This is a genomic window from Niastella sp. OAS944 (assembly GCA_024809215.1).
Lineage (GTDB): Bacteria > Bacteroidota > Bacteroidia > Chitinophagales > Chitinophagaceae > Niastella.
On the sequence record JANUBW010000003.1, the window covers coordinates 249,971 to 266,073 of the forward strand.

General features: G+C 41.1%; 10 protein-coding genes, 1 tRNA gene and 1 pseudogene. 4 read left to right on the top strand and 8 right to left on the bottom strand.

The window, feature by feature from the left end; genetic code table 11:
- Positions 1–416: 416 nt before the first annotated feature.
- The 5 genes and pseudogenes from GGD38_RS15610 to GGD38_RS15630 form a co-directional block, all read right to left on the bottom strand.
- Entirely contained in the window at positions 417–3,503 is a 3,087-nt protein-coding gene (locus tag GGD38_RS15610) for an SIR2 family protein (RefSeq protein WP_375297179.1), read from the bottom strand.
- Positions 3,504–3,673: 170 nt separating this feature from the next.
- Positions 3,674–3,838: a hypothetical protein gene (locus GGD38_RS15615; RefSeq protein ID WP_375297180.1), complete on the bottom strand. Its 165-nt coding sequence runs from the start codon at positions 3,836–3,838 to the stop codon at positions 3,674–3,676.
- Positions 3,839–3,877: 39 nt separating this feature from the next.
- A pseudogene (locus tag GGD38_RS15620) lies at positions 3,878–4,291 on the bottom strand (hypothetical protein); the annotation flags it as partial.
- 151 nt (positions 4,292–4,442) lie between these two features.
- Positions 4,443–5,693 carry a site-specific integrase gene (locus GGD38_RS15625; protein ID WP_375297181.1) on the bottom strand — a complete coding sequence of 417 codons (1,251 nt, stop codon included), beginning with the start codon at positions 5,691–5,693 and terminating at the stop codon, positions 4,443–4,445.
- Positions 5,694–5,970: 277 nt separating this feature from the next.
- A tRNA-Arg gene (locus tag GGD38_RS15630) sits at positions 5,971–6,042 on the bottom strand.
- A gap of 282 nt (positions 6,043–6,324) precedes the next feature.
- Between GGD38_RS15630 and GGD38_RS15635 the strand changes: the two genes are divergently transcribed.
- Both GGD38_RS15635 and GGD38_RS15640 read left to right on the top strand, forming a co-directional pair.
- Positions 6,325–6,822: a DinB family protein gene (locus tag GGD38_RS15635; protein WP_375297182.1), complete on the top strand. Its 498-nt coding sequence runs from the start codon at positions 6,325–6,327 to the stop codon at positions 6,820–6,822.
- 117 nt (positions 6,823–6,939) lie between these two features.
- Positions 6,940–7,377, top strand: a complete 438-nt coding sequence (locus GGD38_RS15640) for a VOC family protein (RefSeq protein ID WP_375297183.1) — start codon at positions 6,940–6,942, stop codon at positions 7,375–7,377.
- Positions 7,378–7,690: 313 nt separating this feature from the next.
- Here GGD38_RS15640 and GGD38_RS15645 read toward each other — a convergent pair whose 3' ends face one another.
- A complete protein-coding gene (locus tag GGD38_RS15645) occupies positions 7,691–7,921 on the bottom strand; it encodes a hypothetical protein (RefSeq protein WP_375297184.1) in 231 nt (76 codons plus the stop codon).
- A gap of 40 nt (positions 7,922–7,961) precedes the next feature.
- Between GGD38_RS15645 and GGD38_RS15650 the strand changes: the two genes are divergently transcribed.
- Positions 7,962–8,612, top strand: a complete 651-nt coding sequence (locus tag GGD38_RS15650) for a tetratricopeptide repeat protein (RefSeq protein WP_375297185.1) — start codon at positions 7,962–7,964, stop codon at positions 8,610–8,612.
- A 122-nt stretch (positions 8,613–8,734) separates the two neighbouring features.
- Here the strand turns inward: GGD38_RS15650 and GGD38_RS15655 are convergent, their stop codons facing one another.
- Both GGD38_RS15655 and GGD38_RS15660 read right to left on the bottom strand, forming a co-directional pair.
- Positions 8,735–11,113 carry an ATP-binding protein gene (locus GGD38_RS15655; RefSeq protein ID WP_375297186.1) on the bottom strand — a complete coding sequence of 793 codons (2,379 nt, stop codon included), beginning with the start codon at positions 11,111–11,113 and terminating at the stop codon, positions 8,735–8,737.
- Between the two features lie 29 nt (positions 11,114–11,142).
- A complete protein-coding gene (locus tag GGD38_RS15660) occupies positions 11,143–12,504 on the bottom strand; it encodes a sigma-54-dependent transcriptional regulator (RefSeq protein WP_375297187.1) in 1,362 nt (453 codons plus the stop codon).
- 320 nt (positions 12,505–12,824) lie between these two features.
- Here GGD38_RS15660 and GGD38_RS15665 point away from each other — a divergent pair, with 320 nt between their 5' ends.
- Complete coding sequence (locus GGD38_RS15665; RefSeq protein WP_375297188.1) at positions 12,825–16,007, top strand: ATP-dependent helicase; 3,183 nt, start codon at positions 12,825–12,827, stop codon at positions 16,005–16,007.
- The last annotated feature ends 96 nt before the right edge of the window (positions 16,008–16,103 follow it).

The window sequence follows — 16,103 nt, forward strand, 5'->3', positions numbered from 1 at the left end:
CCATACTGATACTCTAAAAATAATAAAATATTATGAACGAAAGCACATGAAAAACCCAATCTACTCTAATGTCAAAGGAGAGCTTTGTGAGTCATTCGTCAAAGACTTTCTGGCCGACACTTTAGGTAGTCTTTTCAAAATATATCGTGAAGGGAACATTATTAAATCAAAAAAGGAAATATCCAGGCAGCTTGACATAATCCGCCTTACCGAAGAAAAGCTTATAAAGGCCGTATATTGAAAACGCCTGTGCACCAATCTCCTATCAAATTGGTATTTAGTGTCTTTAAAGGTTTTTGAGCGGTTAATCTCTTGTTTTAACAGCATCTCACTTCTTCTAGCTCACCTTAACCAAACTGATTCCTTTTTGTTTTGTCTAAAGTCAGAGTATAGAATTTTATCATAATTAATTAAAACTAATCTAAATAATATTTTGAATAGATTACTGCTAATTGTGCATGATATTCTTTTTTCAGGGATTCTTTAATCGCCGACCCAATTGCAGGAAATTCTCTAAGGTGACTATGAACCGACTCCTGCATACCACTTACCAGCCATTTTGCGCTGAATTTTGACATTTCGTAGGAGTCAGGTCTGAAGAAAAACTTCCAAAACTCAGGATATTCATCCCATCTGTTAAAGGGTATTTCTTCAACGTTTAACCTTAGCTCATAAATTAAACTAATGAAATTATAGAAAGTAATGTCATCGAAATCAGAATTACCATCCCACTGATTTGCTCTAAATATTTGCGACTCTAACTCTCTTACATAATCGTCATAATATGAAGATGGAGAAATTATACCTTCGAAACAAGCTTCAACATAAATTAATTCAGTGAATTTTGTTTTTAACAGAAGGTGCACTTGCGATTTGATCAAATCTTTATTCTCTTGACTACAAGCTTTCCAAAGATATATATATCCATTGTCGTTATCATGTCTTTTATTATATGAATTTATAGCTAATATTCTTTTAATTAGATCGGTATCTTCTAAAAACTTGTTTGGAAACTGTTCTTTAAGTCCAAATCCGATTACTTGGTAAAAAGTACCATTTGCATACTTAGCATCAGTGTCCACAACGACCCTAAGCAACTTTGTATAATCTTCATGTGAGAAAAACTCTTTAATATTAATCAAGAAACTATTTAAATATTTGCTACTGACAGGACCTAAAAAGTCCTGCGCCTCCAAAAAGTTTAAAAAATTCCTCACCAAAATATGACCATATTCTTGAGGTATTTTAATCCCTGCAAACACTATAAGGGAATTGTGAGTTATTCTCCTGATTCTATTTAAGAAAAAATAATTTTTATTTTGTATTGAAAGGTTAAGATCTAAAGAAACAGTCTTTCCCAGGAAGTTATTTTCGGTATAAACTGATTCGAAAAGATTGTTTAAGAATTGGAATGCATCGGAGACATCTTCTTCTTTAATTTTTAGCTCTTTAATATTATACTTATTTATCGTTTTTAGCACACTATCGTCATTCCCATAAAAAATTATATGTTTTAAAATCCAAAAATTAAATCTTTCTAGTTTTTCTCTATAACTATCATCAATGGAATAACAAATCAAAAATGCCATGATTCCTTTTTGCATCACTCTAATAAAATCAAAGAACTCATCAATTATTATATAGTTATAGGTATAAAAGTAGAACAATTTGTTTATCTCTTCTGCTATTAGGTAAGGATAACTTGACCCAACAACTTGTCCTGTTTTATTTTTATACTGCTCATAAATTTCAATTACTTTACCGTAGTAATTATTTATATTAACCTCCACCTCATTTAAAATCTGATCATCTCGGATTTTCTTTAATAATTTATACTGATCATCATCAAGATTCGGAATTTGGAAAAGCAATTTATCTAAATCAAGGTCATCAATTTTCTGAAGAATCATTTTCTTGTTTTCATCGCTTATTTGTTCATCATTCCAGTTAATTAAATTTCTAAGGTATTTTATATTCCTCTTAGAGATATAATAAGAATTGTACTTACCAAGTTGCCAGGCTTTATTTGCTATTTCTTCAAATTGGTTGTATGAGGCTCGAAAATTTCCAGCTTTATAATTTGAATAAGCGACTAATAGGTCATTTAGCAAATCTGAGGTTTCTGTAATTGATTGTTCCTTAAGTTTTTTTAAAAATTCCTTTACTTTTACTTCGTTTAATAGGCAGTTTAAACATTCACAAGTTCTGCTAGGGGCTCGTAGGTCTATCTTTTCATCAAATTTCTTAGGATATTCAAAACGATCAATTACTTCCTTATTTTTTCCAAAATGAAATATACTTGAGTAATTCATTTTGTCTATAATAGCTGCCAATAATTTTTCTAATTCTTGTTTCCTATAAAAGGGTATTGAATAATTACTAAAATAAATTTCTTTGAGAGTAAAATCTTTACTGTCAATTTCTTCGAAGAAAAGCTTGATGAGCTTTTTATTATTACTTCCTATTGTAAAATCAAAATAATTATTGATATATCCCTTCCTGTTATTGAAGGGAAATAAGTTGCTTAAAAAGTTTGCGGGAAGAACTCGTAAATCATTGAATCGATATAATGATTTGTACATCTGGCTTATTGGATCCTCTTGTAGAATTGTCTCAGGGAATTCCAGATATTTAGAAATGAACCGAATTAGATACAAAAGTTTTGCACCATGATCTGAAAGAGCAGTATTCCTTTTAAAAAATTCATGATTAAGTGCATTATTTCCTGTAAACAAATATTGCTCTATCCAGTTTGATTTATCAGGTAACATTGCGTCATAATAATTTACAACATTGATTCCCTTATTTTTAAGGTATTGCCTTTTAGCCCCATTAAAATTTTGCTCTGTCGACAACATAAATGCATACTGAAAATCGGCTCCCAAGACATTTCTTACATTTTGAACAATCATCTTTAGGTTTGTATCGGAGAAACTATATCCGATAAACAACACTACTTTGTTTGCAAATACCCCTTTAATAAAACTTTCTATTAGCGGATGCTTATCTGCATATTCTAAATAGTCGTCTTCCTTAAAAACAATATTGCCTTCTTCTAAATCGCCATGCATCTTTATTAAAAGCTTAGTATTATTTCCATATGGAAATTCTATGTCTTTTTTTATTATTGAGAAGGGGTAGGCTTTTGCTTTAATTACTTGCTCTAAAAGATCGTCAAAATTTGTGGTTATTATATATTCAGGATTTAATTCAAAGATGGCCTCGTGAATTTCATTATATCTGAGTTGTTTATTTTTTAATATTTTCCTTACCTTATCAATAAGCTCTTTTTGATGCCTCTCATTATAATACATTTGGGCTATCCTTAGATAATCAGTTTCATTTTTGGGTATATCAATTTCTCTTGATAATTCATTTATTAATTGGCCCCACAATGGAGCTCCTGAATCAACAGAAATTCCTGCCCCTGCAAAAACTACAAGCTTTCTTTCTGCTATTGCTTTTTTGATAATCCTAATGTCAGTTACAAATTGTTCGTTCATATTTTATTTACTCCAAGGTATTAGGGTTAAAAATGAGGGCAAATTGGTATAGGGTGTACGATTTTATCATGAAAAGACGGTGCGCCTTATTCTTCGAATCGCCGTATCGATCAGCACTAATTTATATATGGAAAAAGACCTGCATATCAATGCAGGTCTTTCTATAACTTTTACTTCTTCTTCAAAAACTCTTTAGGAAAACCAACCCGGTCAACCATTTTTTTAGCCATTTCGTTCTTCCTAATAATAAAGGGATCATTGCTAAGATCCTTTACTTCATCGCTTATAATACCGGGCTTATATACTGGCTTAATTGTTTTCTTGTTTTTTGGCATACTCATATATTTAAGGCATTTAAAGTTACAAAATATTAATTAGTGTAAAATACGTCTGGCATAAAAGCCCTGGTAGTTTTCTTTTGCGCGAAATAATTCCATGGTACCATTTGATTTCACACCATAAATCTGAAACAGCAATTTTATTTCACCCCAGAGCCGGTTAAGGTTCATTTGATAAAGCCGGGTCCGGGAGGGTGTACTTCCAGTAGCAAATATTAAAGCATCTGGAAAATGATTAGTAAAATCGATGACAATAGCTGCTACTGTAGCAAGAACCTTTTGCCTGTCTCCATTATTACTAACGGAATCGTCATTCAGTTTGTTTAGCTCATCTATGTAATCGCCAAATGCCAGATTATAGAATGATATACCTTTCCAATTGACTAAACTAAATGCCACCATCTTTTTTATCTGACCGCGCGGGCCATCGCTATAAAACTCATATTCATGATAGTCGGTGCTATTTTAAATTGATAATGATCAAGATTCATACGGGCAATGATTAAGTGAAGGAATAGTGTAGCAGAGAGAATTAATAGCATACGGCCATAAACAAGCCCCCTCCATTCCTGAAAGGGAGCCTGTATAAAAACCAAAAAATCTATCCCTTACTTTCCTTCACTTGATTCATCCCCGCCAGCTTCTCCTTCAGCACCTTCATATTCTGACTTACCTTTTTCTGACTCACCTTAGCATATATCTGTGTTGTACGTATGCTGCGATGGCCTAACAATTGGCTAACCGTTTCTATTGGCACATCCTGCTCCAGCAGAATAGTGGTAGCGAATGTGTGACGTGCCATGTGGGTGGTGAGGCACTTTTTAATTCCACATACATCGGCTATTTCTTTCAGGTAGCCATTGTAACACTGGTTGGTGTTTACTGGCAGTAGGCGGTTCTTGCTGCGGCACCATAGATGGTTTCGGTACTTTTCAACCATTTCTAAAGCGATAGGTAGGAGTGGCACCCGTTCGGGCGTGCCTGTTTTGCGGCGGTCGGTGGCAATCCATTTTTCACCGTCGATGCCGGTTACTATGTTATCGGGTGTAAGGTTGTACACATCCTGGTAGGCGAAGCCGGTGTAACAACTGAAAAGAAATACATCCCGCACTTCGGTTAACCGTTCTGATGCAAACTCCTTATGGTACAGGGCCATTATTTCTTCCATCGTCAGGCGTTCGCGGCTGGGTTCTTCGTAGGTGCATTTAAACCGGCCTAACGGGTTGGCTTCTAACCAGCCCTGGTCAACCGCAAACTTTAATACCCGCTTCAGTATGCGGATGTACTTCATGGCGGTATTGTTACAACCCTTTTCATGGGTCACTAACCAATGCTCAAAGTCGCCGGCGAATGCTGGCTTTATTTCTTTCAGCTGCATGTCGGCTAGTTTGTACTGGTGCTTGGTAAACACCTTTAACTTTTCCCGGGTGGTGTGTACACATTTCAGACTGTGTTTCGATTTCTGCCCGCTGGTTACCTTTTCGGCAAACCGGTCGTAATAAATATCTATCGCCTCCTGTAGCGATTTCCGGTTCTCATCAACGCCCTGGTACAGGTTCTTTAAAATTTCTGCAGTAATGGGCTTACCCAGCGCTTCCAGTTGCAGGTACTTTTTGTGCAGATCTCCTTTAATTAATGCCAGGCGGCGGTTAATTGTCTGCGCTTCTTCCGTTTTGCCTTTTACAAACTGCCCTTCGGCATCCCAGGCAATTGGGGCCACATATTCATTGGTAGATAATTCAACCCTTTTCTGGTTGATCGTAAAACGTACATAAACGGGCAGCTTCCCATTTTTGCCCCGGGTTTTGAACAGCCGGAACCGGATGAATAGGTTTAAATTTCCCTTACTCATACAATCACATTTTTTGTTAACCGAATATTGTTTCCTTCGCTCAAGTCCTCTCCATCACTTCGTCAATTCGGTGGAACCCAGTCACAGCAAGGGTTTCAGAACTTGGAGGGAGCAAAAATAAAAATTTAAGGCTCGCTCCCTCGATGCTCCCTTTTAGCGGTTGTATAAGCGGGTAATTATTTGTCAGGTTGTATCAACCAAAAACAAAAAACCCGCAAAGAATCAACATTCTATGCGGGTTTTTAAATTCTGACATTTCTGTCTTTACAATCTCTAGTAGTCCCGACAGGAATCGAACCTGTATCAAAAGTTTAGGAAACTTCTATTCTATCCATTGAACTACGGGACCAGTTTTAAACCTTTCGCTCTTTCTCAAACGCCGAGCGGGCGTGAGGCAAGAACTACGGGACCATTCAAACGCCAACTTAATCACCTGGCGCCTGGTGGAGCGCAAAAATAAGAAGAAAACCATTAACCCACGGAAACCAACCACTAAATCCCCTGAAAATCCTTTCATTATATCTGCCGGCAAAAAACTTTTTCTTTTTTCGTATCCTGCTGACATACTGTTGTCATTACCCCCCGATACTTTTGTGGTGTAATCAATACCAATACTTAAAAAATAATACTCATGTCTACCAAAGAATTAACACCCAGCGCTACAGTCTCTGTTTTTACACCTGAGCAACTGCTCACACACTGGCAAGGCCATCGCAGACTTACCCGCAGAATGATTGAAGCTTTTCCTGAAGATAAGCTGTTTACCTATTCCATCGGCGGCATGCGTCCCTTCGCTGTGCTGGTGTACGAATTCCTCGGCATGGGCGTACCCAGTCTGAAAGGTACTGCCACCGGCCAATGGCAAAAATGGGCCGAGGCTGAACAAGTAAATACCAAAGCTGAACTGCTGGCGCTGTGGGATGATGCTACCACCCAAATCAATGAACTTTGGCCAACCGTTCCTGCTCACCGCTGGCAGGAAGAGGATGTTGCCTTTGGCCAATGGCCCGGCACCGGCATCTCGCTTATGTGTTATGTAATCGATAACGAAATTCACCACCGCGGTCAGGCTTACGTTTACCTGCGCAGCCTGGGTATTGAGCCACCTGCTTTCTGGGACCGTCAATAAGCTGTATTACTTATAATATATTGAATTGCCCTTCCGATGTATCGGGAGGGCAATTTTGCTTGCTGCCAATAGGTATGGTTTTACTAACTTCCGTATTAATTACACAAACAGGCACATATGAAAAAAGGCATAGGTATAATACTTTCATTCGTTTCCCTGAGCGTCGCCGCTCAAAATAAACCGCGCATAAATCACATAGCCCAATATGTAGTTGATTTAAAGGTCAGCACCCAGTTCTATCAAAAAGTGATTGGTCTCGATACCATTCCCGAGCCTTTTCATGATGGCCGCCATACCTGGTTCAGCCTTGGCAGTCCGGGCCACCTGCATATTATTTCCGGCGCCAAAGAAAAAACGCCTCACGATAAAAACGCCCACCTTTGCTTCAGCGTTCCTTCCATCAACGATTTCATCGCCAATCTCAAAAAACACAATATTGAATTTGAGAATTGGGCAGGGGAGAAGAATACCGTTACCAATCGCGTAGACGGGGTAAAACAACTCTATTTCCGCGACCCCGATGGCTATTGGATCGAGATCAACGACGACAAGTAGGCACTATATCCACAAAGGCTGCTATTGATAATCAACATTCTGGTCAAAATTGCCCAAGGGCAAAGATATTTTGCCCCCGGACAAAGACAAATTGCCCGCGGCACTTTTGTTTCTGCCCCGGGCAATTGGGTTTTTGCCCCCGGCAATTAGTCGTTACCCCGGAAAATTATCTAATTGCCCACGGCAAATGCAAAATTGCCCCTCGCATTTGAATAATTGCCCCGGGAAATCGGTTGTTTGCCCCTGTAAAAACATAATTGCCCGTGGGCAAAGAACCTTTGCCCACCGGCAATTATCTACTTCCCACTTGCAATTATCCTTTGTCTGCCGACAAAGAAGGTTTGCCAGCGGGCAGCAATAAATTTCCAATTGGAAATAGAAGTTTTTCCAACAGCAGCGGTTCGTGGTCCAAAGGAAACGGACCTTTGCCATATGGAAATTGGTCATTGGCCGAAAAAAATATTCGTTCGCCGGCAGCCGCCTGGGTCCTGGTTGTCTGCAACCGGCGCCTGGTAACCGGAAACCGGCAACCAGTAACTGACATTTTCAGCCTATCTTTGCAGTCCTTAAAAAAATAAAGGTTTATGAAGTTTTATGTTTGGCTCATACGTTACCGCCTTTACGTGGGTCTGGCGCTGATAGTTTTGGGCGTACTGGCCAATGTCAACTACGGTTTCTGGCCCGCTTTCCCACTCTATTTTATTGGCCTCATTCTTATTGCCGGCCACTTCTTTATCGGTCCGCTCCGCCTTATTCAGGAACACATGGAAGCCGGCGACGTCGATGGCGCCAAACGTGTGCTTAACTCGGTAAAATATCCCAACCTGTTGTATAAACCCATCCGCTCTGCCTATTTCACCTTTAAAGGTCAGCTGGCAATGATGGAACAGGACTTTGATACCGCGGAGAAGAATATGAAGAAAGGCCTCGACCTGGGCACCCCAATGAAAGAAGTAAAAGGCGCCAGCATGCTGCAAATGGGCATGATCTCTTTACAAAAGAACGACTTTAAACAAGCCGAAAAATACATTCGCCAGGCCATTCGTGAAGGTTTGCCCGATAAAGAAAATGAAGCAGCAGCCTACCTGCAAATGTGTAATATCATGATGAACAAACGCGAGTTCAGGGCAGCTAAAGAGTTCTTCCGCAAGGCAAAAGCGCTTAAACCTACTACCCCCGAGATCGTAAAACAAATAAAAGAATTAGAAAAACATATTCCCCGCCTGCCAGGTTAATCTGCAGCCGAGGTAAGAAATAAGAAGTCGGAAGTACGAAGCTCAAAAACCTTCATACTTCCGACTTTTATTTTTATAACACCTTGTCAACTCGTCAACTTGTTTACTCGTCACTCTTTTATCTATAAATCAAAATCCTTCTTTAGCTGAAAAACACACGCCTCAAGCACCTCAATCACCTCCTGCACCTGCCCCGGTATCTTATCTACATCCTCCCCCTTCTTTCCATTCGCTTCTATCGCCCGCACCACCTCTTTTATCTTAACTATTCCCATACTATCAATGGTAGCTTTCATCTTATGCGCCAGCTTGCTTACATTTACCCAGTTCTGCTGCCCGGTTTCCTTTTGAATATCCGTCATCGATGGCGGCACCGTTTCTATAAACAATTGCACCATCTTTTTTACAAAACCGGTATCGCCACCCGCAATGGTTTGCACCATGCTGAGATCATATAATTTTTCCTGATCGCCGGTTACGGTTGTATTCGTTTCACGCATAGGTATGGCCTCCTTCGCACTGGTTTTTAAATTATGTGATATAACAAGAAATAACTTTTGTTCATTAAATGGCTTGGGTAGAAAATCATTCATGCCCGCTGCCAGGTATTTTTCACTATCCCCCTTCAATGCATTGGCGGTTAATGCCACTATGGGAATAGCTGCTTTAACCGGATCGTTCAACTGCCTGATGGCCCTCGTGGCTTCCATGCCATCCATCTCGGGCATTTGTATATCCATAAGCACTATGTCGTAACTATTTTCCTGTATTTTATCAACAGCCTCGCGGCCATTGCTTACAACATCTACAGTAAAACCCCACGACTCCATTATATGCCTGACAAGGTATTGATTCAACTCCACATCCTCGGCCACCAGAACATTCCTGTTGCCCAGGCTTTGATAATTCAGGTCTTGTGCCACGGTTGATTGATTGAGTTTAGATGAACTAATTGCAAACGGTAATTCAAAGCTAAATGATGATCCTTTGCCCGACACACTTTCCACTTTTAATTCTCCGCCCATCATGGTTATTAATTCCCTGCAAATACTTAGTCCCAAACCAGTACCTCCATGCGTGCGTGTTATAGCAACATCCGCCTGCATAAAGGGTTCAAATATTAATCCCATCTGGCTTTCGGTGATTCCAATTCCAGTGTCCCTCACACTAAAAGCTATTCGCACTTCATTATTAATTTTCTGCAGCAGCTTTGTTTCAACAGTTACGGCCCCGGTTTCGGTAAACTTAATGGCATTGTTTATAAGGTTGGTCATTACCTGGCCTAACCGGTACGGGTCGCCCAGCACCACCAGGTTTTCACCAAGCAGATTCTCATGCACCAACCCAATGCCCTTTTCCTCTGCCTTATAAATAAACGATTGTAAACAAAGCTCTATACGGTCGGTCAGCGAAAACACCACATGCTCAAATTGCAGTTTGCCTAAAATTATCTTTTCAAGGTCAAGCACATCGTTCACCAGCAATAGCAGGTTATTGGCCGATTCCTGAATAAGCCGCAAATAATTCTGCTGCTGTTCATCGAGTTTTGTTTTGGCCAGCAACCCGGCAATGCCCAACACCCCGTTCATGGGTGTGCGTATTTCATGGCTCATATTGGCAAGAAATACTTCCTTGGCCCTGGCCGCTTCCTCTGTTATCTTCTTTGCCGTTCTTAACTCCCGCTCAATTTTTATGCGGTCGGATATGTCTTGCGCAAAACCAATTACATATGGTTCAACACCCGGCACATCCATTTTATAATTCTGATACAACAGGTAAATGATCTTTCCGGTTTTACCCTGTATCCTAAATACACCTTCCGATTTGCCATGCCGTAATATCGGTTGCAGGTAGTTAGATTCATACAGTATATGATCTTCCTGTGGTATAAACTCCATCAACTGCCGCCCCACCATTTCACCGGCCGTATAATCGAGGGCCAAACTTGCAGCAGGGTTTACACTCAATAACTTTCCCTGAAGGTCATGCGTACAGATCCAGGCCTGACTATAATTGAAAAGGTCGCGGTATTTTTTCTCACTTAACTGTATATACTCTTCAGCCCGCTTTTGATCGCTGATATCTATACTGTAAGCAATGCAGAACTTAACCTGCCCTTCGTCATCCAATACAGGTTGTATATGCCTTACATGATATTTTACCTGTCCGTCGGCGAGCTCAAACCGCTCTTCCCATTTCAGCAGCTGCTTTGTTTGCACTGCTTCTTCTATCATTTCTTTTCGCCTTACAGCCAGCTCGTGTGGCTTTTGCAATATTTTGCAATAGTCTTCAACCGTTTTGCCAATCAGCCACTCCCTGGTTGCTTCATCTTTTATAATCGCCGAATTAATGAACAGGATCTCGCCTTTTGTATTATAAACAGCAATTTCAGCAGGAATATTAAGAAGCACTTCTTCTGCACTACTCTTATCACCTTCCCGCCCGCTCTTTATTAGCGGTACATCCTTACCCTCGTTCTGTATGTTCTTCAATGGTTTCATTATAACAGATATCAGCAGGCTACAACCGGTTACCGCGCGTTCAGCTCACCGGCCTGTATCATACGATAAATGGTTGATTTGCCTATATCCAGTTTTTTAGCTACCAGTAATACATCCTTATCGTATTTATCGAGATAGTGCTGTATGATCTGTAATTCAAATTCTTTCAGCGTTCTGTCCTTATTCATAAGGTCGTTTACCGAAGAGCTCGAATTAAGCGTTATGTGCTCAGGCAAAATAGTATCGCCATCGGCCATTACTACCGACAGTTCTATAACCGAACGCAACTCCCGCACATTTCCGGGAAATGCATGATGCAACAGCCGCTGCTGGGCCTCGGGCGATAATAATTTCTTATCTGTATTATTCTCTTTGCAGAACTGGTCCATAAAGTGCTTGGCAAGTATGATGATGTCGTTGCCACGCTCTCTCAATGGGGGTATCTGTATAGGTAAACCAATCAAACGGTAGTACAAATCTTCCCTGAATCTTCTGGCCTGTACTTCTTCCAGTAAATTCTTGTGGGTAGCTACTATTATCCGCACATTTATTGGCACTACTTCATTTCCGCCAACCCTGGTTATTTCACGCTCCTGTAACACCCGCAGCAGTTTAGCTTGCAGGTTTATATCAAGCTCACCTATTTCATCTAAAAAAAGCGTACCGTTATGCGCTTCTTCAAATTTACCTATACGGCGGGTAATAGCACCGGTAAATGCACCTTTTTCATGTCCAAACAGCTCGCTCTCTATAAGCTCCCTGGGAATAGCTGCCACATTCACTGCCACAAATGGCTTTTTGCTTTTATCGCTGTTATAGTGAATAGCCCGGGCCACCATTTCTTTACCGGTACCGGTTTCGCCGGTAACAGATACAGTAATATTGGTTTTACAGGCTTTTTCAATAAGGCTGAACACCTTTTCGAACGTAGGGCTTTTGCCAATAAGATATTTTGAGTAGTCGTACTTCTTTCCAACCTGCTCTTTCAAATGCTCCACCTCCTTACGCAGGCCATCTATTTCCTTTAAATGAAGCAGGCTGTTCCAAAGTCGGTCCTTGGCATCGTCGTCTTTAACAATATAATCGAAGGCCCCATTCTTAATGAGGTTGATGGCCGTTTTAATATCTTCCTGACCCGAAATAACAATAACCTGTATACCGGGGTCAACTTCCTTTATCCGCTTCAGTACTTCACTGCCATCCATATCGGGCATCGAATAGTCGAGCGTAACAACTTCGGGCCGTTCGTGCAAATGGTTAAGGAAGTCTTTACAGTTATGAAAACGTTTAACCTCGTAATCGGGGTTCAATGCCAGGTAGTGCTGCAACATAGAGCCATACCAAACATCGTCTTCGAGTATAAATATCTTTAATGGGTGTTGGTTTTTCATTATTGTGTGATCTGTAGGTATGAAACGACGAAAGTTTGATTTTATTCCCAATTAAAGACCGATTCCAGGGTAGAAACCAGACTTTCTTTTCGCCTCATAAGCTACTTATTATCAATCAATAGTTGTTTCTATTTAGTGGAATCAATGTGTTTAAAATACGAATATGCAGTAAAATCAGGTAATATTCACTCAAAATGGGTCAGCATTGTGACTAAATTCCTCTCAAAACTTTTGCACATTCTAAGGCAGTTTCTAAACATTGTCTCGTTCATCATATAAGGGCCTCAACATATTTATTCACCGTTCGTTATCTTTGACATATGAGCGTGAATCGGGAGCGCCTTCACCAGAAATTCACTGAAGAATACAAGAGGCTGAACGAACAGCAGAAACTTGCTGTTGACACAATTGAAGGACCGGTTATGGTTATTGCAGGGCCTGGAACCGGTAAAACCCAGATCCTTGCCAGTCGCATTGGCAAGATTCTGTTGGAAACAGATTCGCAACCCCGCAACATTCTTTGCTTAACGTATACCGACGCCGGAGTGGTGGCCATGCGAAAACGTTTGTCACAATTCATTGGCCCCGATGCGTACCGCGTTAACCTCTACACCTTTCACGCATTTTGCAACGATATCATTCAGGAAAATCTTTCGCTTTTTGAAAAAACAGCGCTCGATCCTATTTCTGAACTCGAAAGAATAGAACTGTTCAAATACCTCATTGATACATTTCCTAAAAATCACCCGCTTAAACGCTACCGGGGCGATGTATACTACGAAATACATAACCTGCAGTCGCTGTTCAGCACCATGAAACGCGAAGGCTGGTCGCCCACGTTTATAAGCGAACGTATTGATGCCTACCTGGCCGACCTGCCAACCCGTGATGAATTCATTTACAAAAGAGCGTACAAAGGCTTTAAGGCAGGCGACCTAAAGAAAGATAAGTTCGACGAAGAAAAAGAGAAAATGGAAAAGCTGCGGGCAGCTGTAAATGAATTTGAACGTTTTCAACAGCTGATGCGCAGCCGCAACCGGTACGATTTTGACGATATGATAAACTGGGTGATCAAAGCTTTTGAAGAAAACCCGGCTTTGTTAACCCGTTACCAGGAGCAGTTCCTTTATATATTGGTTGATGAGTTTCAGGATACCAGCGGCACACAAAACCAGCTGGTAAAACTGCTTATCAACTTTTGGGAATCACCCAACGTTTTTGTGGTGGGCGATGATGACCAAAGTATCTATCGCTTTCAGGGCGCCAACGTAGAGAACATGTTGCAATTTGCCAAATCATACAGCGAAACCCTGATGATTGTTTTAACCAACAACTACCGTTCGGCCCAACCCATTCTCGATGTAAGTATGACGCTCATCAATAACAACCAGGAACGGTTGGTAAAACAAATTGAGGGCCTCAGCAAAAATCTTAAATCATCGCACCCCAAGTTCTTTGCACTGGAACCTGCGGACGCAATACCCACAATAAGAGAATACGAAACGCAACGTCATGAAATGATAAACATTACCCTGCAGGTGCAGGAGCTGTTATCGCAAGGCGTATTGCCGGGAAGAATAAGTATCATTTACCGCGAGAATAAATACGGCGAAGAGCTGACCCAGTATTTCAAAATGCTGGGACTGCCGGTTTACAGCAAACGGCATATAAATCTTTTGCAGGAACCCTTCGCTAAGAAAATAATAAAGCTTATTAAATACATCGCAGCCGAACATGAGATCACTTATGGCGGCGATGAAATGTTGTTTGAAATATTGCATTTCGACTGGTTTAACATTCCGCCAATTGAAATTGCCAAGTTGAGCATTGAAGTAGCCGACCGTGCCTATGCTAATAACAAAACGTCACTTCGTCGTTTGTTGCACGATAAAGCCAATACGCCGCCGGCCGACCTGTTCAGCAAAGGCCTGCACCCCGGACTGCAACAGGCATCCAAAGCCCTTGAGCGGCTTATTGCCATTGTACCCAATGTTACCCTGCAGGTGCTTGTTGAAAACATCATTCGTCGTACCGGTTTGCTGAACAACATTATGCAAAGCCCCGAAAAGGCATGGATGATGCAGGTGCTAACTGCTTTGTTCGATTTTATAAAAGAAGAAACCCATCGCAATCCTTTATTGCAGCTTACCGACCTGGTTCAGATCTTTGACCTCATGGAAAAAGAAGGTTTGCCATTACCACTTGTTCAGGTAAGCGGTAACGATAAAGGTGTAAACCTGCTCACCGCGCACGGCTCTAAAGGACTTGAGTTTGAATATGTGTTTATCGCCGGTGTAAATGCCAGTAGCTGGGAAAAGAAACGCAAACCCGGCGGTGGTTATAAGATACCCGAGAATGTTTTCGAAAGTCTTGATGCCAATAGCTCCGCCGCTAACAGAGAAAACACAGATGTAGAAGAACTTCGCCGTCTCTTTTATGTTGCCCTTACCCGCGCCGAGCACTACTTATATATTTCTTATTGCCGCTTTAAGAACGATGGCAAGGAACTGGAACCTTCTATGTTCCTGGCCGAAATACAGGAGCAGCACCAGCTGCCCGTTGAAAAAGTATTTACCAGCGATGAAGTGCTTACCGAATTCCAACTGGTACAACTTTCCGAAACCGAGGCGCCGGAGATAGGCCGTATAGAAGAAGATTTTATTACTGCTCTGCTCGACCGGTTTGTAATGAACGTAACGGCGCTGAACAACTACTTAAAATGCCCGCTGGAGTTTTATTTCAAAAATCTGTTGCGTATTCCATCGCCTAAGAACGAGGCTACGGAGTTTGGTTCGGCCATTCACCATGCGCTGCAAAGGTTGTTTGAAAAGATGCGGGAAAACAACAACAGGTTTCCGGGCAAGGGCGAGTTCATCGATGATTTTAACTGGTACATGCACCGCCACCGCGAAAACTTTACCCGCGAACAGTACGACCGCCGATTGGAATATGGACAGGAAGTACTCTCAAATTATTACGACAATTACATTTATAGCTGGAACCGTGTAGTAGCTGTTGAAAGAAACATTCGAAACGTGGTGGTGAACGGAGTGCAGTTAAAAGGTAAGCTCGATAAACTGGAGTTTGACGGCAAACAGGTGAACATTGTGGATTATAAAACGGGCGATCCTGATAAAGCAAAACCCAAACTACAGCCACCCAGCGAAAGAGAGCCCAATGGTGGCGATTACTGGCGCCAGGCCGTGTTTTATAAGATACTGGTAGATAATTATGAAAGTAAGGACTGGCAGGTAATAAGCACCGAGTTTGACTTTATTGAGCCCGATAAAAAGAAATTATACCGCAAGGAAAAGGTTGTTATTACCCCTGCAGATATTACCACCGTTTCGCAACAGATAGTAAACGTTTGGGAAAAGATCCAGAAACGCGATTTTTATATTGGTTGCGGCAAAGACGACTGCCACTGGTGCAATTTTGTTAAAACAAATAAAATGGCCATTGCCCTGCACGATCTGGCCGAAGAGGAAGAGGAGAACGGGTAGTTTCAGGTTACATGTTTCGGGCTTAAAGTTCCTGACAATTGGCATCAGGTTACCAGTTACCGGTTTCCGGTTTTCGGGCCTTACATTCGAAACCTC